The sequence below is a fragment of the Halobacteriovorax sp. RT-1-1 genome (assembly GCF_047085455.1).
Taxonomy (GTDB): domain Bacteria; phylum Bdellovibrionota; class Bacteriovoracia; order Bacteriovoracales; family Bacteriovoracaceae; genus Halobacteriovorax_A.
The window spans coordinates 1,478,652-1,501,249 of sequence record NZ_JBKIXZ010000001.1; the positions used below are offsets into that span (position 1 = coordinate 1,478,652).

Consider the following 22,598-nt stretch of genomic DNA (forward strand, 5'->3'; position numbering starts at 1 on the left):
AGTGAAGATACGAATCAAAGTGGATGACCTTGAATTTGAAGGTATTCTTGAAAACACTAAAGTAGTTAATCAACTACCTCTTGAAGTCGATGTTGAAGACTATGCTTCTAATGAGAAGATCTTCTATCTCCCAAAGAAGCTTTCTGTGGAAGGTGAGCCTGCGGGGTATAAGCCTCGTGTTGGGGATATCTGTTACTATGCTCCATGGGGGAATGTCGCGATATTCTATAAAGATTTTTCTTACTCTGCTGGCCTCATAAAGCTGGGGGAGATTACTGAGAATGTCGATAAGATTAAGAATATTAAAAACTCAAAACTTAAAATTGAAATCATAGAATAAAAAAAGCCTCCGGATTGGAGGCATTTCTGTTTAAAAAAACGATTTGTCACATCAAGTACTTCCCCTTTATTTAGGTCGTAGAATTGGAAAACGTTTAAATAACGAGTTCTTTGAAGGATTCTTGTATCTGGATAGGTTAAATCCTGTTGCAAAGGTGGATGCTGATGGGAATATTCTTGAAACATATATTTACGGTGAAAAGTCACATGTCCCTGCATTTATCACAAAAGGTGGTAAACTATATCGTGTAATAAGTGATAATTTAGGAAGTGTCTTGAAGGTCGTGGATATTGCAACAGGTACAGTTGCGCAAAACTTAACTTATAATACATTTGGTGAAATTACATCAGATTCAAATCCAGGGTTTCAGCCTTTTGCATACGCTGGTGGACTTTATGATATTCATACTGGTTTAACTCGCTTTGGAGCGAGGGATTACAATCCTGTCACGGGTAGATGGATGCAGAAAGATCCAATTGGGTTTGCGGGTGGTGATACCAACCTTTATCGTTACGTAAACAACGATCCTGTTAATTTTGTGGACCCATCAGGTAACATACCTGTGCCTTTAATCTCAGGAGGGATTGGAGCAGTCTTTGGTGGCATTGCTGGTGGATTTGTAGCTGCTGCAAATGGTGGAGATACAAATGCTATATTATCTGGCATTGGTGTTGGAGCTGTAACAGGGTTTGGAATTGGATCAGGAGCTGCTTTATTTAGCGGAGCAGGTCTAAGTATTGGTTTAGGTACTAAATCTTTAGCTGCAGGAATTGGTGGAAGTTTAGGTGGATTTACTGCTAATCTTGTAGGACAAGCTGCATTTACTGGTGAAATTGATATTCGTCAGGCTGGATTTGCTGCAGGACTTGGACTTGGTGCAGGTGCTTTAACTCCATTGTTGGGTGCAACCGTTGCTGGGGAAGTAGGACTTGGATTAAGTCTGCTACCAATCGATATTGGTGGGAATGCTGCTATTAATGCTTGTGGTGCGAGATAGTTTGGATGACTGACATTACTTTTAAACCATCGCTTTTAATTAAACTTTCAGGGATCGCTTCTTTGTTAGCGATCCCATTATCTGCAGTGATAATTTACCTTATATTTCATGAAGAAAGTTCTAATATAAGTTCTTTTAACTATTTCGCTTCCTGGTTTTTGGCTGTCGCTCTACCTCTTGGAAATGCATATGTTTTCTATAAGGGGAATTGGTCAATTACACTAAAAGACCAGTTCTTAGAAGCTACCAATAATTTAATCTTCAAAGAGCTTAATAGAAAAGTTGAATACAAAGACGTAACTGAGATTTCGATGAAAGGCATGCTTTCCAAAAGTGTACTTGTAAAAACAAATGATAAACTTATTAATATACCAAATACATCTTTACATGTAAGTGGCAACCTTCCTGATTTAAAATTTAACGATGGGGCATTGCATGGACCTACTCGTGATCTTTACAAGTTGAAGTTTGAACTAGAGCAACGATGTAGGATTGAGGACAAGGACCCTTTTCCTCCATATATAAAATAAGAAACTAAATTGCCTCAGGTTTGCCAAAAAATTCAGATATATTCTTAAAAATTGAAACTATTGGCAGTACCATTTTGCAAAAGGAAAATAATATGAAATTCGCCTTGGCACTTATTCTTTTTATAACTTTTGCCAGCAATGCACCTGCTAAAGACAAAGATCCATTAATAAGCGTTCCTGGTGCTTTTCCTTTACGCTTGGTCAACGAAAAGTGACCTGGAACCAAATCCCAGAAGGACCTTATCGGTTTTGCGGGTGGAGACACCAACCTTTACAGATACGTGAACAACAACCCTGTGAACCATATCGACCCTACAGGAAAGTTCATTGATCCGGCAACAGCGACTGTCGCAATTGTTGGCTCCGGCTTTGTGCTTGGTTCAATTCAGGCAGGGGCTTCTCTTATTAGAGGTGAAAGTTTTGGGCAAGCGGGAAGAGCTTTTGCGGGTGGTTTTGTTGGTGGAGCAGTTGGGGCAATAGGTGTAGTTGCTGGGCCAATAGGGGCTTTATTTGCAATACCAGTTGGTATCGGGGCGAACGTCGCAATCTCGGCGGCAGAGGGAGATGATGTTGCAGGTGTTGGTCGATTAATCAATAGAAATAACAATCTACAGAATCAATTGGATAACATTAACAACAATAGAAGTCCTAATCAATGTGGTGGTAATTAGAAATGAATGACCAGAGAGAAGTCTTTACAAAGCTCATGATACCTCTAGGTATCGTAGCAGCTTTTGCTACGTCAGTGATGTTTTTATGGGCTTATATTTATAGAAATACCTCAGATTCTCCGTTTTGGGTCTTATTTCTTATTGAAGGTTTTAGTTGGGGTTATATTTTTGTTGCCATAAAAGTTTTAAAAAGAAACGGCTGGTTTCCATTTAATAAATAGATTGTCAGCCATCGTTGGCCGGAGGGAGCAATAAGCGTTCCTGGCGCTTTTCCTTTACGTTCGGTCAACGAAAAGTGACCTGGAACCAAAATCAAAATATTTCGAGTATAAAAAAAGCCTCCGGACTGGAGGCTTTGTATTTTGCTTTTTTATTGGCAGTAGTTGTAGTCGCGGAAGTAGCGAGCACAGAAGTTTTGTGGGAAGCGACAGTCATCCATATTGCTTGACCAGTAGCTTGCGCTTTGGCAGTACTTTGTGTCTTGTTTTTCAACATTAACAATGAACTTTCCAGTAGCAACTTCGCGTCCATTTTTTTCTAGCTTGTACTCGATTTCATTTTCACCGTAGTAGTTAAGTAGTGGCCTTTGAAGTAGAGTGTAGATCCAAAGATTGAACTTCTTAGAACTTTCACCTTTTTCAGCATCAAATGAAGATGACTTCGATTTTTTGCGTCCCTTGTGGTCCTTGTAGTATAGAGTTACTTCGTCTGCATCAACTCTTTCACCTTCGTCTAGAACAAAGCTTGAAAACTCAGATGGGCTTAAGTAATTTGCACTACAATTTACGTAGCGAATTTGGTGCTGATTTCTGTCATTACATGTTAAGCGGATACTCCCTTCAACAGGGTTGGAAGCTAGATCATTTCCAATTTGAAGTCCTGCACCGAAAGCAGGCAGAAGCATTAGTAAACTAATTAGTACTTTCATTATAAACTCCTTTTTATAATCCTATTAATGATATTAAGGAGTTTTAGTTTATGCAATTTTATCTAGCTTAAAGATAGAACTTGTAAGTTTATGGCCTAAAGCTCACGCGCCTTAAGTTTAGCGTAATTGTAGATCAATTCACGCCAGTTTTGCATTAGGGCAGGGGCCGTAAGCTTAACAAGTTTAGGATCACTTGGAATATAATCGTAAAGAAAGTATTCCATGGCAAATTGGATTGTTTGCATACCGATATATAACTCAGTAAAGAAGTCGATATCACCTTTTTGATAATAGGCGATAAGCTCTGCAACGTCTTGGTGGTATTCACATGAACCGCATCCGCTACACATTCCGTAGTTTTCAACAAAGGCCAGATGCTGCTGAGTTTGAGTTGCAATAACTTGCTCCCTCTCATCTGCATCTGCACTAAAGCTCTCAACTAATTCAAGTGCACGTTCCGGATACTGATTGATGGCCATGAAAATGCGTTCATAGAATGTAGCGTATAGGGAAGTAAAAATTGAGTCTTCAATTAGGTAGTAGAAGAAGTCTTCTGTGGATTTTGTTCCAGCTTTTAAGTTTTCATAACTAGCAAGGGCCATCTTGAGAGGTGCATCTTCAAACTCTTCTAATTCAAAGAAGATTTTTGCAAGCTCTTGTTTACCAAGATCGAATTCACTCTTTTGCTTAAATTTTGAAAACATGAACGCCTCCACATAAGTTCTTGTTCTAGATTTTATCAAATTAAATTAAATCAAGAACTTATGTGGAGTGAGTGGCAGAAAGTGCCAGTCTTATGGGCAAGGTATAGTAAACACCTTGTGTATTTCCTCAATGCGATTCAGAGTGTCGCTATCAAGAGTCACTTCACTTGTGGCAAGGTTCTCTCTTAATTGCTCCATTGTCGTAGCACCGATGATATTTGATGTATTAAATTCACGCTTGTTCACAAAAGCTAGTGCAAGAGTTGCAGGTGAGAGTCCAACATCGTTAGCAAGTTCGACATAAGCTCTGATTGCATTTTGTGCATGTTCTGAAGAGTAGCGAGTGAAGTATTCACCGTATTTAGTTAGGCGAGAGTTTGCAGGTCTCTTTCCATCTAGATACTTTCCAGAGAGCGCGCCAAAAGCAAGAGGTGAATAAGCAAGTAATCCAACCTTCTCACGAATTGCCATTTCTGCAAGACCAACTTCAAATGAGCGATTAAGTAGAGAGTATGGATTTTGAATTGAAACTGGGCGTGCAATATTTGTTTCTTTGGCCGCTTCAAGATACTTCATAACTCCCCATGGTGATTCATTTGATAGTCCCCAGTGGCGAATCTTGCCTTCTTTGATAAGTTCATCCATGGCCTCGACTCTCTCATTGAAGCTCACTTCAATCTCAGGAGTGATATGCTCATAATTTAGACGTCCAAAGAAATTTGTCACACGCGATGGCCAGTGAATTTGGTAGAGGTCTAAGTATTCAGTGTTAAGTCTTTTTAGAGAAGCCTCACAAGCTGTTTTAATATCGCTTTTTGAAAAGGCGATCTTTCTAATGTCACTATTTCTAATATAGCTATCCATTGATCCAGGGCCTGCAACTTTAGAAGCAAGAATAAACTTGTCTCTATGAGTTTGCATCTTATCCCATTTTCCAATGAATTGTTCTGTCTTTGTGTATGTACTTTGTTGACCAGGAACTGGATACATTTCAGCTGTATCAATAAAGTTAACTCCATAGTCGAGCGCTAGATCAAGTTGTTCATGGGCCTCTTCAATGGTATTTTGTTCACCCCATGTCATTGTTCCAAGACAAATTTCACTAACTTTTATATTTGTATTTCCAAGTTGATTAAATTTCATAATCCCTCATTTATATTTATTATTGCTGCTTTACCATTTCTTCTAATGGAAGCTGTGTTTGTTTCTTGATGTAATTTACTAGAGTAAAAATAATAATAACTGTTACAATTAAAGTTGGAACAGAGATCACTGGAAAGCTAAGTGCTGTCATTCTTCCTAAGCTCTCATTAAACTCAACTGTACCTGGTGCTCCTTTAAGGACGATGGCCGCAAGAACATAATTTAAAAATGCTGATAGAAAGAATGTTGAAGAAAAGTAGAATCCTGCAATGTGAATCTTTTGTTTGAAGTCGTCGTGTAATCCTCTTGCTTCAAAGGCCATGTGGATTTTTTCCATATCAAAAATTTGTTCAAATAAAGTTCTAATAAGTGGCTTCTTTGTGAATTGAGAAGCAAGTACAAAAAGACCAATTACAAGTGGAACAGCAGTTTCTTTTACAATCATCCATGTGCGATCTAATTCCAATAAACCGATTCCTCCTGTTAGAAGAACGCTCACAAGACCAATGGCCGCAATCCAGTTAAACTTTCTTTTAGAGATAAAGTCCCATGCTCCATATAAAAGAGGAAAGGCAAGGGCGATGATCAGAGCATTTACTTGACCTAGTTTTTCAGGCCCTGAAAATTTTGTAAGTATCACCGATGGAATAACAACATTACAGAGAATGTTGATGAACGGGTTTTCATTTTTATTTTGAACGTTATTCGTTTCAGTCGAATCTGACATTTATAATCCTTTTATAATTTGCCCTTCATAATACCTAAATCAATAAAGTAGGAAAAGGTTTAAAAGACCAATGTGAAAAGTCGGGTATTGTAACAACTTCTTACACCCTGTAATCTGAACTTGTCTTAAGAAAATTAAAATGAAATCATTTTTTTTACCGAATTACTTTTGATCACGGATGAACATAAGGATAACTCATGAAAAAATTATTTCTTGCACTTGGTATGACATGTGCGCTGAGCGCTTCAGCTCAAAACTTCAATGGTTACATTGTAAAACTAAAGCCAGGTTTCGAGTCTCTTGTTAACACGAATATGGCAGATGCTCAGGTTAGAAAACTAAGCTTTGGTACTTTTGCTGTTGTTAAGCAAAATTTTGAAGGCCTTGTTCAAGACCCAGCAGTTGAGTATGTTGAGAAGAACTGGATCATTAACTTAAATGATTTTTCAGCTCCTCAACATGATGATGCTTCATTAACAGAAAATCGCGATGAGCAATTTTCTAAGCAATGGGGATTAATGAATGACGGACGCAACTCTAGTGGTTGGTTCTCAAGAGGAAAAGCTGGTGAAGACATCAATGCAACTGCTGCATGGAATGTTGAAACAGGTGACCGCGATCTAGTTGTTGCAGTTATTGATACAGGTGTTGATTATACTCACGCTGATCTAAAAGCTAACACTTGGAAGAATGAAGGTGAAATCGCTGGAAACGGAATTGATGATGATGGAAACGGATTTGTTGATGATGTTTATGGATACGATTTTGCAAATAAAGACGGTGATCCAATGGACGGTCACTCTCATGGTACTCACTGTGCTGGTGTAATTGGTGCTCGTCACAATGGAACTGGTATCATGGGTGTTATGGCAAATGTTAAAATTATGTCGATTAAATTCCTAAGTGACAGTGGTTCAGGGGAAACAATTGATGCAATCTCTTCAATTGACTACGCTGTTGCAAATGGTGCAAAAATTCTTTCAAACTCTTGGGGTGGAGGAGAGTACTCTGAAGCACTTAAAGAGTCGATTCAAAATGCACGTGATAAAGGTGTTCTTTTCGTAGCTGCTGCTGGTAACTCTTCAGCTGACAACGATGCAAGACCAACTTACCCAGCAAATTACGATGTTGAAAACGTAATCACTGTTGGTGCAATGGATGGTAAAGGTAACCGTTCATCTTTTTCTAACTACGGACAAGATACAGTTCACGTATTTGCACCAGGTTCAAATATTCTTTCAACTGTACCAGGTGATCGTTATAAGAAGATGTCTGGAACTTCAATGGCAACGCCAATGGTTTCTGGGGTACTTGGACTTCTACTATCAAAAGAAGAAGGGCTAACTTTCTCTCAAATTAAAGAAAGAATTTATTCAACTTCAGTACCAAATGCAGGACTTATCACAAAAGCTAAGTCTGGACGTATTGAAGCTTATCGCCTACTTAACAATATCCAAAACTAGTGATATATAAAGAGGGGAGTCGTCGTATTAGCGACTCCCTTTTTTATTTATGAAAATCAAACTACCAGAATTCCTTATTCGAAAATTAAAAATGACTCCTTATCATAAATTAGGTGGCGCCGAGGGCGTTCAAGAACTTGTTAATAACTTCTATGAGATCATGGATACTGACCCAAAGGCTTCCAAGTGTCGCGCTATTCACGCAAGCTCACTTGAAAGTGCCAATAAGAAACTCTTTATGTTTCTATCTGGCTGGTTAGGTGGCCCTAGTCTTTATATTGAAAAGTACGGCCATCCTCGTATGAGAAAGCGTCATTTTCCATTTAAAATTGGTTTTGCTGAGCGAGATGAATGGCTCTATTGTATGAGAAAGGCCATGGATCGTAAGAGCTTAAAGCCTGAGTTTGATAAAGAACTCTGGGGTGCTTTCGAAAGATTCGCCGAGCATATGAGAAACCAAGACTTTTAGATCTTCGATTTCTATTCCGCAAAAAACTTCGTAATTTAATTCATTAAGTAGCTCAAGGCAGCGCTCAAAGTGAGTTCTAAATGCACTTTCTTGCTTCATTTCTAATTTTAATAGCCCTGCTGCTATTTTAATGATGGCCTTAAATAAAATGGCAAAGTCATCAGTTCGATTATGCTCATTCCATAAGGATTCTAAGTAGGCATGGGCCTCCCAGAAATATCCTTGATTTACCAAATCAATCGCATACAGATAATCTTCACTATCTTCAAAAGTTTCACTAGAACTTAGGCGAGCTGTTTGAGGCTCGCCGCTTTCTTCCATATGGCCACCAGACTTCAAGGGATGTGGATTCACTCCCGGTCGAAATTTATATGGTGGTAGTGCTCGAGTGGAATATCTTATGAAAGTCTCCAATCAAAGTCATAAAGAAGTTTTCCTTCATCAATATGAACTTGAGAAACAATCTTTGACCAAACTTTTTCATTTGGATCCCACTGGAATCTTGCACGAGCAACCTTGTGCTTGATCGTATTGAATTTTTCAACTTCTTGACGATTCTTCCAATTCGGTGCCTTAAGCTCCGCTACGATTCTAACTTTAGGTGCACTAGCAAGCTTTGCCATACGTGCATAATCGTAGTGAGAAGCAATCTTTAACATCGCTAAAACATCAGTTACGGCGCGGTGAGGGAATGGATTAATAAATCCATGTGAGTGCTCAAGAAGCGCCATTGATTTATGAGTAATTTTTCTTGGGTACTCAACATCTTCTTGAGTATCAATCCAAACTTTATTTGGCATTTCAATACCATGTCTTTTAAACATGGCCGTAAGCATTGGCTTGTCGTACTTTGCACCATTATGGGCCATCATATAGTCGGCCTTCTTCATTAGAAGTGCGATTCTTTCAAGGGCCATCTTGATTTCATCACCCTTGCGGCCCCATTCAGCAAGTAATTGCTCATCAATGCCAGTTAGCTCAATGACTTCTTCTGTAAGCTTTAGACGGTCTTTCTCGTCAATTAGTTCTGAGAAAATTCTTACTGGAGAGTTGATGCGTGTATCCCAAAGGACTGCTCCAATTTCCGTAACGCGGTCAACTTCAAGGTTTACACCTTTTTGCGTTAGATTTTCGTTAATACCTTCTAAATCAACTCCAAGAATGAGCATTTGACGTCCTTTTGTTGGTCTTGCTGTGTGCCATAAGATTAATTGACAATATTCTGACTTATTTAGGACAATTATTAACGATACGTTTAATATTGTAAATGCTGGGATTACTTAGATTTAATGAAACCTTATATTGTACTTATATTCACGGCGTTAATTGTTGCCTTCTTTTCAGGAAGTTTTGTTTTAAAAACTTTCGCTCCTCGATTTGCTAGTCAGTATCAAATTGATGAGATCAATGAGCTAAAAGTTAAGATGCAAACTACAATTACACCATACGCCATCGTTAACTTCTCATCATTGTATTACTCAGATGAACAGTTCCAACTACTTAATCCTTCACTTGCTATTGAAGAATTTGATGCATCTCTACTTTCAAGTTCAAAAGGTTGTTCAAATATTGAGATTCTTCAATCTCAGCTTACGGGAACACGTAAAAAAGGTGTCTGGGAACAAATCCGCTGTGGAAGAATTCGAAATATTCCTAACTGGTTTGTGAAATCTCCACCTTATATTCATGAATCTGGTGTTAGTTACGCATACCTCTTGTTTCAATATCAATTGGCCACAGGCCAGGCGTCTCAGACGTCATGGGTAAGGCGTAGACTTTCTTACTTCCATGTTTCAGAACTTGCACAACTTCAACGTGAAATCGGGCCACTCGGTGGAATCTACGGTCTACTTGCAAGTCTTTCTCAGGAAACTCTACAAGATATTATTAATGAGGAAGGAACTATTCTAGCAAAGAACTTTTTATTGGCACGAATAAAGTATCCACGCCAATACAATGTTCTCGAGTATCGCTTTTACTCAAATGATTCCATTGAAAGATTTCTCGATCAAACGCCTTATCAAATATCAAGAGCACGTGCAGGTAAGTGGTGTGTCTACAACGACGGTCCAATTTGTTGGCGACAGAACACAAGACATCTCTTACAGACTGTCTCTACTTCGACTTTGACATCATTTACCGGGATCATGGTTATCTTCTTCATTATTCTTTGGCTACTATTCAGTAAGATCAAGGATGATAAGGTTGAGGAGAGTCGTAAGAAAATGGCACTTCAAGTTTTGACACACGAGTTTAGAACTCCTGTTAGTTCTCTTCTTTTAATTGTTGAAAAAATGAACCGCTCAATTGATAAATTGGATGAAGAACAGCAAGAAGATCTTCTTCGAATTGCTGGAGAAGTATATCGCCTTCAACGTCTAACAGAAAAGTCTAAGCACTACCTGCAAGGCTCTAATGCCTCAGGAATGTTAACTTTTAGTTATGAAAAGCTAGAGCACTTAGAAGATCTTATCTATGATACAATTATTCCTATTAAGGAAACTTATGATAAGGAAATAGAACTATCGATTGATGTGAAAGATACGATCTTTGTCGATTATTATTGGTTTCAAATTCTCATTAAAAATCTCGTTGAGAACTCTTTTATTCATGGTGCGCCAGAGCACTACTTAAAGATTTATGAAAAAGATAAATTCTTTGTTGTTGAAGTCGGTGATGGTGGAGAGATTACAAGAGACCTTGATACTCTAACAAGTGAGTTTGTTAAGGGCTCTAAAAGTTCTGGTACAGGCTTAGGTTTAAATATTATTAAAAATATAGTTGATGAATGGGGTGGAAAAATTGAGTTGGTTAAGAAGCCGACGAAGTTTATTATCACTCTACCTAAAAGGAAGTAATTATGGATAAGATTCTATTAGTTGAAGATGATGTTTCACTAGGTAAGGGAATTCTTGATTTTCTTAAAATGGAAGGCTTTGATACGACGTGGGCACAAACTTTAGAAGAAGCAAGAAAGATTGATTTAAAAGGTTTTAATCTTATTATCCAAGATTGGATGCTTCCAGATGGACAGGGGATTGATTTTCTAAAAGAGATTCGTTCTAACAATAATAATACACCTATGATTATTCTTACTGCTAAGACTGATCTGATTGATAAAGTTGTTGGCCTTGAGTCAGGGGCAAACGACTATATGACTAAACCATTTGAGTCTCGTGAACTACTTGCTCGTATTCGTGTGCAACTTCGTATTGGAGATCAAGGAGCTACAGCTAAGGATCTTGATACTAAAGGTGTTTTAACTCTTGGAAAACTTAAGATTGATAATGATACAAGAGAAGTTACTTGGGATGGAAACTTAGTCGAACTAACTAAAATGGAGTTTGATTTCCTAAAGCTTCTTGTGGAAAATCCAAATCGCGCTCTATCTCGTGATGAGATTTTAAATAAGGTTTGGGGTTATGAGTGTTATCCATCAACTCGTACCGTAGATACACACGTTCTTCAATTACGTCAGAAATTTAATGAAAATTTAATTGAAACGGTTCGAGGTATCGGCTATAAGCTGCGTCCACAATTTGCTCAATAAGAATAAAAAAATGATTTAAGGGCCTTTCAAGGGCCCTTTTTTTTTCAAAGAATTGACATAACTCTAACGAAGATCGAATAAAGCTTGGCCATAATATAACGAAAGGTTAGTTAACATGAACAACTACTAAGGGGCCATTATGTCTAAACGTTTAACCATTCCACTTCTCTTTGCCTGCGTGGCACTTTTTTTAGCGTCATGTCAGTCGAAGCAATCGGCGAGCGATCTGCAAAAAACTCTTGAGGAAAATCCGCAGATTTTAACTGAAGTGATGAAGAAGAACCCGCAATTGTTTATGGAAACACTTCAGAAGATGGCATCTCAAATGAGAGAGAAGGCCCTTGAAGATCGCAATAAGAAAGAACAAGAAATTTTAGAAGCTGCTTTCAAAGATCCAATCGAAGTTGAAAAGCATAGTGAAGATTTAATCATTGGTAATCCTAATGCGAAAGTGGTTATTTATGAATACTCCGATTTTCAGTGTCCATTCTGTTATCGTGCCCTTGAGACAGTAAAACAAGTTCTTGATGAGTATAAAGATGATGTGGCCTTTGTCTATCGCCACCTGCCAATTGATTCAATTCATCCAAATGCAAGATTGGCCGCAAAATACTATGAAGCAATTAGAATTGAATATGGCCAAAAGGCCTTCGACTTTCATGAAACAATTTTAAAGAATCAAAATAAGATTCGTCATGGTGAAAAATATTTCCTTAGTTTAATTAAAGAAATGAAATTAGATATTGGGAAAATTAAGGAATTAGTAAACTCAAAACGTGTCGAGAATAAGATTGCTGCGGACGTAGCAAGTGCAAATAAATTGGGCTTTAGTGGCACTCCTGGTTTTGTTGTGGCCGGTGTCCCTGTTAAAGGCGCATACCCATATTCTCATTTCAAAATGATCTTAGATCGTCGTTTAAATGGAAACTCTAAGGATCCTGCTAGCGAGATGGCAGCGAAGATCAAGTAAGAAATTAAATGTCCGTCAGTAGTTCAATTAATTCAGGGTAATCGATAAATGGATTTCGGTTGCCCTGATACTTCTCAACTTCATCATTTCTAAACTTCTCAAATTCATCGATAGGATCTAACTTGTCCCAAGCTCTCAAGAATGCTTCTTCACGATCATCAATTGGAAGCTCATACATTACTGCAAAGTAGAATAGCCCACGAGCGATATCACCCTTTACTTCATTAGGTGGTTCAAAAAGCGGCATATTTGGATACTTCTTATTCTTTCCAAATTTAGATTCACCACAGTCTTGAAGTTTATTGTCGTCAACTTCACCGTAGTGATATGAGGCCCTCATACTATTAACAAAAGAGTCTGTTGGGAAAAGGTGGTGCATATCCGCAACCATATCATCGTATTCGTTCTTACCGTGTTCAACAGTTTCACCATAGTCAAAGAATCGAGACTTCGGCCATGTATGCTCAGTGTTGATGATATTACCATCAGGTAGGTTTTCAGAGTCTAATTGAATATCGACATTATTTTCGTACTCATTTCCGCAGTAAAGGTCTTTTAGAAACTTATTATCGGATCCAGATTTATTATAGGCGTAGATATTATTAAAAAGGTAAAGGCGTGCTTCTTTATAATAAAGAGTTCTCTTTCCTTTTTTCATCAAATCAGAAAGACGCTTTCTGAATTTTGCTTGATCGATTTGTGTTTTCGTATCACCGTGGCCTTTGAGGTTTATTGCCTGGGCCATAGTGAGTGATGTTGCTAAAATTATTAGAGTGGTACGTAACATAATTAGCTTTTACGGTAATTTATGAACAGATGGTAGGAGATTGTAGAATTTACCCGAAATATAGTCCCAATAAAAAAACAGGACCTCGGTGAGGTCCTGCCAATTTAAAAATCAAGCTCGTTATTTTAGCTACTTAGGGGACGACTAAGCGGCCTTATTATACTCTTCGTAATCGTTATCACTATCCATATTTTCTTCATCTACACTTTGTCTAAGGCTTGTTAAAAGCTTCTCTAATTGAAGTCTTTCGCTAACTCCAAGCTCAACAAATTGTACCCCCATTCCTTCTGGGTAGCGTCCAACAGCATTCGATTTTCTAACGACCTTGGCCTTTAGTTCTAAATCTGTTCCGATATTAAAAGTAAAAGTGTCTCCACAATTGAAGATATCTTTTTGAGTTGGCGTATTATACGAAATATAAGCACCTGTTCTTGAGATATCAAAAGTTTCTCCAAGATTAATTGGAATATCAGTTGATGATACCTTTGTTGGTAGTGGTGCTTGGTAACGAATTGCTGTTTTCCACCACTGAGCAGCAGGAGAATTAATAACATTCGTTTCATGACTAAGAATAAAATATGAAGTCATTAGGATATATGCAAAAGTTGATAGAATAACTGAAGCTGCTTCAAAGTCATTTCCATAAACTAGGACAATCGAGTTATTTAAACAAACAAAGCCAATCGATAATGGAAAGCTCCACTTGATGTCATCTTGCGCTGTAAATGAAAAGTACGCATTTAGAAAACAAGAGGCCATAACCATAAAGTTAAAGACTGTCATTTTCGACCAGATGGCACCAATATCAGTTGCACTATGACCATAAAGGAACATGACCTGAATTGGGATACTAACTGCAATTGCAATAAATACAAATGCATAAATATTAAAGATTAATGGCTTGATCTTCATTGATGACTCCTTGTGTGTCATTTTGAGTAAAGTGATAACAATAACTATTTACGCGATTAATATAATTCTTTGCTTCTTGTAGGCGATCAGAGTTACGCCAATTTGTTTCTAATTTGATTAGTTGTGACTTAACTCTAAATGGGCCAGAGTTATAGCTGGCAAGAATTAGGTCTGTGAAAAGTTGGCTTTTCTCAAATGATTTAAGGTCTTTGATTTTTGGATATGACTTTTGTACAAGATCGATATTTCCACGCCAGTACTTCTTTAAATATTCAATATACTCAAGGCCACCAATAACAGACTTCTTACGATTAAGTCGCCAGTCATTTCTTTGATTAATCTTTCCTGACCTAACCATGAATTTTACAAGTCCATATGGAAGCTTTTCAATTCTCTTATCAACTTTCCACTTATCGTATTTCTTAACAACGTGCTGGCTTGCTGCATCTGTTACTTGTGTAAGCCCAATTGCTTTTGCAGAACTTACTGAACGATAGTTAAACCCTGATTCTTGGGCAATAATTCCAAGTAGCATTGAAGGGTTTGTATGAACTTTTTTAGCTTCATTTTTTACAAGATCAATGAAGCTATCCTTAACATTGAATGGATCTGTTGTTGTAATTGTTGTGTTGTTATTTGCTGTTGTAAATTGCTTACATGATGGTTCTTCATAACGGTATAGAGAGCGAATCTCTCCACGATATTGGTAACCAATTTTAATATCAGTTTCAAGTCTTGCTGGAAGACTCAGGCGATTGATTTTATAGATGATATTTTGATCGTCTTCATAGATAACTTTATTATTATTTTTAAAGCTTGAAGTAATATTTCTTCCATTCCAAAAGATAACGATATTTTCTGGATTCAATTTTCCACGAGTAGAATTTATCTTAATATAAAGATCATAAACAGCATGACGATTTTGTTTTTTAGGAAAGAACTCAATTCCAATTGTACTTGTTCCAACATTATCAAAATTTAAATGGTTATCTAAGATATTAGTAAAGGCCTCGAGATTTTCGAATGTATCCCCATCATTAATTATTGAAAGAGTGTCACTTCCGAATGGGTTCATTGGCCCAGCACATGAAGTGAACAGGAGAGTCGCTCCAAAAAAGAGTGCCGAAAAGCTTGCTCTTAACAAGACTCTGACAATGTGCTGACGAAATGTTGGTTTAAGTGCCATGTTCATTGACACTATTATGACAATTTTGGGTAAGTAGCTGAAGTTGCTAGGTAGTTAATCTTTTTATATCAACTACTTAGCTAAAAAATCCGATAAAATCTATGGTTAGCAAAATTAGCAATTTTTGCCAACTTTAGAAGCCATAGAAAAAACCGTTATTGGCATCTGTTAAATTCTTTAAGAATTTATATAAATTTGAGGACTTACTGAAGTTAGTGGCCCCCACACCAATAGCGTTAATTTGGACTTTTCGAAGTCTATTTTTGTCGGTGATATCCCTAACAATATCTTCAATACTATCAGGTGAAGTTGTTCGGCCTGACTTTGTTGGAGAGCCATCACTTAATAAGACAATATCTGTAAGTTGTGGATATTGGTCGATAACATATTTTAGGGCCGCTCTTGTCGGGGTAGCGCCAAGTGGCCTAAGTCCTGCTAGAAATTCATAGACTTCTTCTTTGATTTTTAAATCTCTAAGATCTTGGAGAACGCCCCATAGGGCATACTGAGAACTGCGATTCTTTCCTGGAAAGTAGATGATATCGACGTAGTAGTCCTTTCCCATTGAAGCAATAAGCATCTTAAGGCCTGCCTTAACTTGGCCAATACGATCATCTGTTGCCATTGATCCTGAAACATCAATGAGAAAGGCCACTCTCTTGCCTTTGAAATTAAAACCTACATCAGCATTCTTAACCGTTGGAGCTGGAGTCGGTTTTGGTTCTGGTTTTGGTTCTGGCTTGGCCTGCGGTGGGGTAATTTGAGCTGTTAGCTCTTTAATCACTTTCTTTTGATCCTGAGCAAGCTTTTCACATTGAGAAAGTGCCTGTGAATTATCAACGCAAACTTCTTTTGGAGTTTCTACTGTTGTAGGTGCTTCATTCTTTGGAACAACGATGAAGAGGATAATCACCGCTCCAAGTGCTCCTGAAAGTAAATCAAGAAATGAAATATTAAAAACGTCTATGGACTTTCTTTGGCGCATTATTTGCTTTCCTACATCTCAATCTTATTAACTAAGTTTTCAATTACATATTCTTTTGTTTTCATATGAAATTGATCAGTTGCTTTTTGCAAATCGTGAAAGAGCCACATAAGAATGATACTTAGGATTAGTGCAACAAGTGTTGTATCAAAGGCAACACCAAGAGTTGAAGTAATCAGTTGCATGTCTTTGGAGTTTGCTAACATTAAAGCACTTGAGATACCAAGTACAGTACCAATAAAGCCAAGAGAAGGAATGGCCCATAGGAGATAGCGAATATTAGACTGTTCAGTTTCTGAGTTGTCTCGATGTAGGTCAGTTATAATATTAATGACCTCTAGAACTTCGGAAATATTTTTCGTTGATCGAAACTTAGCACAAGAATTTTTAATGAGCTGTGTGAGTAAAGTTTTCGAATACTTCTTTTCAAAGTCCTTAACTTTTTGTCCGATTTGAATGACATCGTCAGACATGAGTAAATGTTTTTCATCAGTAGGAAGGAGATTGGCCTTAAAATAAGACTTTTCAGCTTTAATTTGGGCCTTTAGTTCTTTTATTTCTGAAATTGACCAGAAGAATGCCATGTAAGTTAGCCACTGAATGTAGCCACCTTTGATGAAATTTCCGCCTAAGAGAATTAGCAATCTTGAAACCATTCCGTCTTGTGGGAAAATACCAGACAGATACGCTCCGTTTAATACCGCCACAATAACACTGCTTATAACAACAGCTTGTCCAATGAGTTGCAATTCTTTCTTTTCTAGCATTGAATGACCTTTTACTCTAAAATTATAGATATATTTTTAATTATTATAACTGACTTTAAAAGGATATAAATGGTGGGAAAAAATAGTGAAAATGAACCAGTAGGAGAACTATGTGTTCGCACGCTAACGATGCCTTGTGATACAAATCACAATGGTGATATCTTTGGAGGTTGGGTTCTTTCGCAAATGGATATCGCCGGTGCAATCTATTCTGGAAAGCGCTGTAATGGCCGTACGGCAACTATCGCAATTGAAGCAATGAAATTCATCCAACCAGTAGGAGTTGGGGATATCTTATGCTGTTACTGCTCAACTGTAAGAGAAGGAAATACATCTCTTGCTGTTAAAGTTGAAGCTTGGGTTATTCGCAAGTTTGAAACAGAAAGAGTTAGAGTGACGGATGGAATTTTCACATACGTGGCCATTGATGAAAATAAAAGGCCAAGAAGTATTAACTCAAAAACAATTCTCGAAAAATAAGGATTTCTATATGAGCGTAATTAACGTTGAGAATGTCTCTAAAAGTTATAGAGACCAAAAGGCATTATCGGACTTCTCTCTTACTGTAGAACATGGAGATGTCGTTGCTCTTTTAGGGCCAAATGGTGCTGGAAAAACAACTTTTGTAAAGTGTATGCTAAATCTTATAAGTGCAGATAGTGGCAATATTTCGATTTATGATATTGATTCAAATGATCCTATGTCTCGATCTCGCCTGGTTTACTTACCTGAAAAATTTACTTTCTATAGCTACTTCACTGTTGAAGAAACTCTTAAGTTCTTTGCTGAGTTTCACCAAGTTGAAAAGTCTCTTGTAAAAGAAAGAATTCAAGAAGCTTTAGGAAAACTATCAATTGGAGAGTTAGGCAAGAAAAAGCTTAGTGAATTATCAAAAGGCCAAATGCAGCGAGTAGGCTTATGTATTGCTATTGTTGCTGATAAAGATTTGATTATCTTAGACGAGCCATTCTCTGGGCTTGATCCAATCGGTATCAAAGATGTGAAGGATATCTGCCTTGAGCTTTCGAGCAAAGGTAAGACGATCTTAATTAACTCTCATATCCTTTCTGAAGTTGAGAAATTTGCAAAGAAGGTGATTATCTTAAATCACGGTCAAGTTAAGGCCCAGGGGCCTATTGATGAAGTACGTGGTGGTATGTCTCTAGAGGATCGTTTTTATACTCTTATTAAAGGGACTAAAGAGGAAAGTGGGGAAGTTCATGTTTAATTTAACGCTTATTAAAAATACAATTGAAAAAGAAGTTCGAAATAAATCAGTAATCTTTCTATTCATTATGACTGTTATTGTAATGTATCTAGGAGGAGTGCTAAGTAATACCCTTCAAATTGAAATTCAAGAATCTGGTTTTAGTACATATCTAGCAACCGCAAGTATGACAGTTGTTATTTGGATTATCAGTCTTAGTGCAAAGCTTGTCGCAGCTCTTATTTCGGCAAATATCTTTCGTAGTGATTTAGAAAGTGGAGTAATTTCTCAAATCTTAGCACTGCCAATTAAGCGCTCTTCATATGTTATCAATCGTATGCTTGGTGGAGCCGTTTTAAGTTTCCTTTATCTGATCTTCATTTTGATAATTGGGGTTGTTATTCTTCTATCAAATGATCTTGTGCCAAAGGGTGTGGATTTCTCAATGGTGAAGATGGTTGCTTCACTAATTCCTCACTTCTTACAGATTTTGATTATTATGTTTGTGAGTTGTTTCTTCAGTTTATTCTTTAATAAAATTGGAACACTTCTACTAACTTGTTTTTATGTTCTGGCATCTGTTGGTGTTTATACTTATATCAAGGCGGGAAATCCAGCTCTTTCGGGGCTAAACCTTTCTTCAATATTCGGTTTTATCTTTTATTGGATGCTTCCAAGAATTGGTGAAATCTCAGGCCTTGCAGATATGCTATCGCTTGGGGCCGAACTTAATTTAGAAATTGTAAAAAGCTTTGTCTTCGGTTTTGTTCACTTAGTGGCAACTCTTGGGATTTGGGGACTAATCTTTAACTTTATTTTTAAAAGAAGATCATTTTAATGAGAAAATTGCTAATTATCCATTCAGATGAGCGCATCCAATCAAGTGTGAGAGAGTACTTAACAAATGAGTACTCTTTTGAAATTGATTGTCTTGCTAACTCATCACTAATTACGAATGCGGATGAATTAGCAACTTATGACGGGATCGTTTGTGAGAATCGCTATGTCGATAGCGAAGGACGTAATATTGTTGGCGGTCAAAATTTGATAAATTTTATCATTGATCACTCGATAAAAAAGCCTGTTGTTATCTTAGGTGAGATGGAAATTGATTATGGGAGCTTTGTCTCTCTACCATCGAGATTTTCTCTCAGAGATATTAGTCTTCAACTAATTAAGAGTTTAAATATTACAGATGAGGAGTTAAGACATTTAAAGATGCCTGATTTTGTTAGTGTTGAAATTGCAAATTTCTATCAGCTCTCAAATCCATGCTGTGATATTTATATTAAAATGACAAAAACTGGTGTGGATCATTTTGTTAAAAGAATCTATGCCAATGACGTTCTTGATAAAGATATCGTAAGACGTTATGAAAATAATAATCTTTCGCACTTCTTTGTACAAAAAGAAGATTTCGAGAAATTAATGGGACAAATCTTATCTCAGTCTTTAACAAAGGTTGTGAAGGCCTTTAAAGAAGATAAGAAAATTATGGAAATTAGTAGTGATACTTTTGAAATTTCACAAAACCTTCTAAATGAAATTGGAATCACTCCACAAACAGTAAAGCTTGCTAAGACTTCTATTGTAGCTATGACAAAGACTGTAAGCGGCTCTAAGAAACTTTCAACACTTCTTCGCTCTCTTTTAGAGAATGAAACGACTTATGCGTTTAAAAGAAACTATCTCACTAGTTTGTTCTTTTATCAAATCATTCCAAATCTAGGATGGGGGCGAGGAGAACAACTAAAGCAAACGATGGATAAAGTTTGTTATATTTGTTTTTTCCACGATATCCTTCTACGTGAAGAGAAACTTTTAAAGATTCACTCTCTTGATGATATGGCCTTCGTGGATTTAACAAATGAAGAAAAGAAGCTTGTGTTAGAGCACGCTAATATGACGACAACTCTCTTGCAGGAGATTTCAGGGATTCCAACTGGAATTGATGTTATTGTTCGCCAGCACCATGGTTCTCTAAATGGTGTAGGATTTCCTGATGTGTACACATCAAATTTATCTCCTCTAGCGATATGTTTTATAGTCATTGAAAAGTATGTTGTTGAGATCCTCAAGTCTATTGAGGCAAAAGAAAAACTTAAATTGAATTCGATACTCCTAGAGCTTGATGAATTTTTTCATTTGAGCAGTTATCGTAAAATAATTTTCGAACTAAAAAGCCTAATAAATTGAAAAGGCAAATTTATAAAAAGGAAAACTAATGGAACAAAGAAAAGTTTGTATTATCACGGGATCACGTATTCCATTTGCAAGGTCTGGAACGACATATCAAGGTGTATCTAACAAAGAACTTATGACAGCTGCTCTTAAAGGTTTAGTAGATAAGATGAACCTAAAAGGCCAAGAAGTAGGTGAGGTCGTTCTTGGAGCTGTTAGTAAGCATGCTTATGATTTCTCTCTTGCACGTGAGTGTACAATTGAGTCAGGACTTTCTTTTCACACTCCTGCAACTGATATTCAAAAAGCGTGTGGCCTATCACTTGAGGCATCAAATATTATTGCAATGAAAATTGCTACAGGACAAATTGAGTGTGGAATTGCTGGTGGTGTTGATACGAATAGTGATATCCCCGTTGAGTTTTCAAAAAATTTCTCAGATGCTATGAGCCGTGCAAATTATGCTCGCTCAACAGGTGAGCGCGTGAAGGCTTTACTAAGTATTCGCCCGGCCGATCTAAAACCATCTTTCCCTGCGGTTAAGGAGCCTCGCACAGGTCTTTCAATGGGACAAAGTTGTGAGCTTATGGCCCAGCGTTGGCATATTGCTCGTAAGGACCAAGACCAACTTGCGTGGGAGTCTCATCAAAATGCTGAGCGTGCATACAATGAAGGTTTCTATAATGATCTTGTTGTGCCTTTTAAAGGCCTAGAGCGCGATGGAATTCTTAGAGCTAACACTACTGTCGAAAAGATGGGATCTCTTAGGACTGCATTTGAAAAGTCTGAGAAGGCAACTCTTACTGCGGCCAACTCAACTCCTTTAACAGACGGTGCTTCTTGTGTTTTCCTATGTTCAGAAGAATATGCAAAAGAGCATAACCTTGAGGTTTCAGCATACTTTACTACTTGTCAGTCGGCAGCAGTTGATTTCATCGAAGAAGAAGGTCTTTTAATGGCCCCTGTTTATGCCGTTCCTAAGCTCTTAAAGCGTGCAGGACTTACTCTTCAAGATTTTGATTTCTATGAAATTCACGAAGCCTTTGCTGCTCAAGTTCTTTGTACACTGAAAGCTTGGGAAGATGAAGAGTTCTGTAAAACAAAGCTTGGCCTAGATTCAGCGCTTGGGTCAATTGACCGCTCAAAGCTAAACGTTAAAGGTGGCTCTCTTGCTCTTGGACACCCATTTGGTGCAACTGGTGCAAGAATTGTTGCAGGCCTTGCTAAAATGCTTCAAGAAAAAGGCGGCGGACGTGGACTAATCTCAATCTGTACAGCAGGTGGGATGGGCGTTGTTGCTATCGTTGAAAGATAAAATTGAATAAAAAAAGGCACCCATTGGGTGCCTTCTTTATTTATACTTTATTGTATGAATTATTTTTCAGTACAAGTTTCGTAGCAAAGGTTTCTTTGAGCTTCGTCTTGAACAAGAGCACACTCATCAAAACACCATGGCATTGACTTGTTACCTGATTGGTACATGTAGTTATCAATACAGTAGTCACGTACTGAATTGAAACATGTGTAGAAGTCTTCTTTGTTTGTTAACTCTTTACAAGTTTCTTGAGCTTCCATTGCACAAATTTTGATTTGGTTTGCGCTTGCATTTACTGAAATAAAAAGAGTCGCTGCTAGTAATAGTTTTTTCATATTTTTTCCCTCTAATGATTAAAGATCATAAACACATGAAGCTTTATTTCCTGTGATCTTTGCAAGTTCACTAAGGGCCGCTTCATATTGATATGAATTTAGTTTTCCATTTTCTTTTAAAGTATATTTTGATTTGTTATTACCTAGATCTTTCTCAGCTAGAACTTTGAAGTAGTCTGAGTAGATAATATTCTCAAGATCAACTAGGGCGTGATCCGAAATACGGGCCCAGTTGACGATGAGATTATATTGATGAAGCTTAGTATAGCCAGTGGCATAGTAAGCATTTTCGCAAATTTCTCTAATATTACTTGAAGCTTGTGCGTTTGATGTAACTGCAAACAGCATCGCTAGTGTTAAAATCACTGATTTCATTTATCTCTCCAATAGCATTGAGTGCCCACTTATAGCCAAGGGAAAACGAAAATTAA

The 22,598-nt window shown here is 37.3% G+C and carries 28 protein-coding genes; 15 read left to right on the forward strand and 13 right to left on the reverse strand.

The window, feature by feature from the left end:
* The first annotated feature begins 1 nt into the window (after nt 1).
* From ACMAWV_RS07305 to ACMAWV_RS07325, 5 genes are all read left to right on the forward strand, one after another.
* The gene (locus tag ACMAWV_RS07305; RefSeq protein WP_412469657.1) at nt 2-340 is read left to right on the forward strand and encodes a cyclophilin-like fold protein; all 339 of its coding nucleotides are present in this window, start codon (nt 2-4) and stop codon (nt 338-340) included.
* Nucleotides 341-383: 43 nt separating this feature from the next.
* On the forward strand, nt 384-1,337 hold the full coding sequence (locus ACMAWV_RS07310) for an RHS repeat-associated core domain-containing protein (protein ID WP_412469656.1): 954 nt from the start codon (nt 384-386) through the stop codon (nt 1,335-1,337).
* 5 nt (nt 1,338-1,342) lie between these two features.
* On the forward strand, nt 1,343-1,867 hold the full coding sequence (locus ACMAWV_RS07315; protein WP_412469655.1) for a hypothetical protein: 525 nt from the start codon (nt 1,343-1,345) through the stop codon (nt 1,865-1,867).
* A 296-nt stretch (nt 1,868-2,163) separates the two neighbouring features.
* Nucleotides 2,164-2,538 carry a hypothetical protein gene (locus ACMAWV_RS07320; RefSeq protein ID WP_412469654.1) on the forward strand — a complete coding sequence of 125 codons (375 nt, stop codon included), beginning with the start codon at nt 2,164-2,166 and terminating at the stop codon, nt 2,536-2,538.
* 2 nt (nt 2,539-2,540) lie between these two features.
* A complete protein-coding gene (locus ACMAWV_RS07325; protein WP_103217502.1) occupies nt 2,541-2,759 on the forward strand; it encodes a hypothetical protein in 219 nt (72 codons plus the stop codon).
* A gap of 149 nt (nt 2,760-2,908) precedes the next feature.
* Here the strand turns inward: ACMAWV_RS07325 and ACMAWV_RS07330 are convergent, their stop codons facing one another.
* The 4 genes from ACMAWV_RS07330 to ACMAWV_RS07345 all read right to left on the reverse strand — a co-directional run bounded on the left by ACMAWV_RS07330 (nt 2,909) and on the right by ACMAWV_RS07345 (nt 6,040).
* Complete coding sequence (locus ACMAWV_RS07330) at nt 2,909-3,466, reverse strand: hypothetical protein (RefSeq protein WP_103217501.1); 558 nt, start codon at nt 3,464-3,466, stop codon at nt 2,909-2,911.
* 95 nt (nt 3,467-3,561) lie between these two features.
* Complete coding sequence (locus ACMAWV_RS07335) at nt 3,562-4,170, reverse strand: hypothetical protein (protein WP_392991623.1); 609 nt, start codon at nt 4,168-4,170, stop codon at nt 3,562-3,564.
* A gap of 90 nt (nt 4,171-4,260) precedes the next feature.
* Nucleotides 4,261-5,313, reverse strand: coding sequence for an NADP(H)-dependent aldo-keto reductase (locus ACMAWV_RS07340; RefSeq protein WP_412462710.1), 1,053 nt, complete (start codon nt 5,311-5,313; stop codon nt 4,261-4,263).
* Between the two features lie 19 nt (nt 5,314-5,332).
* Nucleotides 5,333-6,040: a VC0807 family protein gene (locus ACMAWV_RS07345; protein WP_392991627.1), complete on the reverse strand. Its 708-nt coding sequence runs from the start codon at nt 6,038-6,040 to the stop codon at nt 5,333-5,335.
* A 197-nt stretch (nt 6,041-6,237) separates the two neighbouring features.
* On the opposite strand from ACMAWV_RS07345, the gene ACMAWV_RS07350 reads away from it, so the two are divergent.
* Nucleotides 6,238-7,503 (forward strand): S8 family peptidase, encoded by a 1,266-nt coding sequence (locus tag ACMAWV_RS07350; RefSeq protein WP_392991629.1) that lies wholly within the window; start codon nt 6,238-6,240, stop codon nt 7,501-7,503.
* A 49-nt stretch (nt 7,504-7,552) separates the two neighbouring features.
* Nucleotides 7,553-7,972 carry a group II truncated hemoglobin gene (locus tag ACMAWV_RS07355; protein ID WP_412469653.1) on the forward strand — a complete coding sequence of 140 codons (420 nt, stop codon included), beginning with the start codon at nt 7,553-7,555 and terminating at the stop codon, nt 7,970-7,972.
* Here ACMAWV_RS07355 and ACMAWV_RS07360 read toward each other — a convergent pair.
* Nucleotides 7,895-8,293 (reverse strand): DUF309 domain-containing protein, encoded by a 399-nt coding sequence (locus tag ACMAWV_RS07360; RefSeq protein WP_412469652.1) that lies wholly within the window; start codon nt 8,291-8,293, stop codon nt 7,895-7,897. The two genes, ACMAWV_RS07355 and ACMAWV_RS07360, sit on opposite strands and share 78 nt — an antisense overlap.
* A gap of 77 nt (nt 8,294-8,370) precedes the next feature.
* Nucleotides 8,371-9,141, reverse strand: a complete 771-nt coding sequence (locus ACMAWV_RS07365) for a 3'-5' exonuclease (RefSeq protein WP_103217495.1) — start codon at nt 9,139-9,141, stop codon at nt 8,371-8,373.
* Between the two features lie 120 nt (nt 9,142-9,261).
* On the opposite strand from ACMAWV_RS07365, the gene ACMAWV_RS07370 reads away from it, so the two are divergent.
* The 3 genes from ACMAWV_RS07370 to ACMAWV_RS07380 all read left to right on the forward strand — a co-directional run bounded on the left by ACMAWV_RS07370 (nt 9,262) and on the right by ACMAWV_RS07380 (nt 12,492).
* Nucleotides 9,262-10,830, forward strand: coding sequence for a sensor histidine kinase (locus ACMAWV_RS07370; RefSeq protein WP_103217494.1), 1,569 nt, complete (start codon nt 9,262-9,264; stop codon nt 10,828-10,830).
* A 2-nt stretch (nt 10,831-10,832) separates the two neighbouring features.
* Complete coding sequence (locus ACMAWV_RS07375) at nt 10,833-11,522, forward strand: response regulator transcription factor (RefSeq protein ID WP_103217493.1); 690 nt, start codon at nt 10,833-10,835, stop codon at nt 11,520-11,522.
* A 139-nt stretch (nt 11,523-11,661) separates the two neighbouring features.
* Nucleotides 11,662-12,492, forward strand: coding sequence for a thioredoxin domain-containing protein (locus ACMAWV_RS07380; RefSeq protein ID WP_412469651.1), 831 nt, complete (start codon nt 11,662-11,664; stop codon nt 12,490-12,492).
* Nucleotides 12,493-12,496: 4 nt separating this feature from the next.
* Here the strand turns inward: ACMAWV_RS07380 and ACMAWV_RS07385 are convergent, their stop codons facing one another.
* The 5 genes from ACMAWV_RS07385 to ACMAWV_RS07405 all read right to left on the reverse strand — a co-directional run bounded on the left by ACMAWV_RS07385 (nt 12,497) and on the right by ACMAWV_RS07405 (nt 17,129).
* Entirely contained in the window at nt 12,497-13,237 is a 741-nt protein-coding gene (locus ACMAWV_RS07385) for an endonuclease I family protein (RefSeq protein ID WP_158246836.1), read from the reverse strand.
* Nucleotides 13,238-13,423: 186 nt separating this feature from the next.
* On the reverse strand, nt 13,424-14,191 hold the full coding sequence (locus tag ACMAWV_RS07390; protein WP_412469650.1) for a PilZ domain-containing protein: 768 nt from the start codon (nt 14,189-14,191) through the stop codon (nt 13,424-13,426).
* Nucleotides 14,166-15,383, reverse strand: a complete 1,218-nt coding sequence (locus ACMAWV_RS07395; protein ID WP_103217489.1) for a transglycosylase SLT domain-containing protein — start codon at nt 15,381-15,383, stop codon at nt 14,166-14,168. The genes ACMAWV_RS07390 and ACMAWV_RS07395 overlap by 26 nt, the downstream gene beginning before the upstream one ends.
* A gap of 127 nt (nt 15,384-15,510) precedes the next feature.
* Nucleotides 15,511-16,362, reverse strand: a complete 852-nt coding sequence (locus tag ACMAWV_RS07400; protein ID WP_103217488.1) for a VWA domain-containing protein — start codon at nt 16,360-16,362, stop codon at nt 15,511-15,513.
* Between the two features lie 11 nt (nt 16,363-16,373).
* Nucleotides 16,374-17,129: a MotA/TolQ/ExbB proton channel family protein gene (locus tag ACMAWV_RS07405; RefSeq protein WP_103217487.1), complete on the reverse strand. Its 756-nt coding sequence runs from the start codon at nt 17,127-17,129 to the stop codon at nt 16,374-16,376.
* Nucleotides 17,130-17,198: 69 nt separating this feature from the next.
* Between ACMAWV_RS07405 and ACMAWV_RS07410 the strand changes: the two genes are divergently transcribed.
* From ACMAWV_RS07410 to ACMAWV_RS07430, 5 genes are read left to right on the forward strand one after another with little or no spacing between them, the layout of a single operon-like run.
* Nucleotides 17,199-17,609 carry an acyl-CoA thioesterase gene (locus ACMAWV_RS07410; RefSeq protein ID WP_103217486.1) on the forward strand — a complete coding sequence of 137 codons (411 nt, stop codon included), beginning with the start codon at nt 17,199-17,201 and terminating at the stop codon, nt 17,607-17,609.
* 10 nt (nt 17,610-17,619) lie between these two features.
* Entirely contained in the window at nt 17,620-18,357 is a 738-nt protein-coding gene (locus ACMAWV_RS07415; protein WP_158246834.1) for an ABC transporter ATP-binding protein, read from the forward strand.
* Entirely contained in the window at nt 18,350-19,174 is an 825-nt protein-coding gene (locus tag ACMAWV_RS07420) for an ABC transporter permease subunit (protein ID WP_103217484.1), read from the forward strand. Before ACMAWV_RS07415 ends, ACMAWV_RS07420 begins: the two co-directional genes overlap by 8 nt.
* Nucleotides 19,174-20,532, forward strand: coding sequence for a hypothetical protein (locus ACMAWV_RS07425; RefSeq protein WP_103217483.1), 1,359 nt, complete (start codon nt 19,174-19,176; stop codon nt 20,530-20,532). The genes ACMAWV_RS07420 and ACMAWV_RS07425 overlap by 1 nt, the downstream gene beginning before the upstream one ends.
* Nucleotides 20,533-20,560: 28 nt before the next feature.
* Nucleotides 20,561-21,832: an acetyl-CoA C-acetyltransferase gene (locus tag ACMAWV_RS07430; RefSeq protein WP_412469649.1), complete on the forward strand. Its 1,272-nt coding sequence runs from the start codon at nt 20,561-20,563 to the stop codon at nt 21,830-21,832.
* A 59-nt stretch (nt 21,833-21,891) separates the two neighbouring features.
* Here ACMAWV_RS07430 and ACMAWV_RS07435 read toward each other — a convergent pair whose 3' ends face one another.
* Together ACMAWV_RS07435 and ACMAWV_RS07440 are read right to left on the reverse strand one after the other, a co-directional pair.
* Nucleotides 21,892-22,167, reverse strand: a complete 276-nt coding sequence (locus tag ACMAWV_RS07435; protein WP_021266765.1) for a hypothetical protein — start codon at nt 22,165-22,167, stop codon at nt 21,892-21,894.
* Between the two features lie 18 nt (nt 22,168-22,185).
* Nucleotides 22,186-22,542, reverse strand: coding sequence for a hypothetical protein (locus tag ACMAWV_RS07440; protein WP_412462704.1), 357 nt, complete (start codon nt 22,540-22,542; stop codon nt 22,186-22,188).
* Between the last annotated feature and the right edge of the window lie 56 nt (nt 22,543-22,598).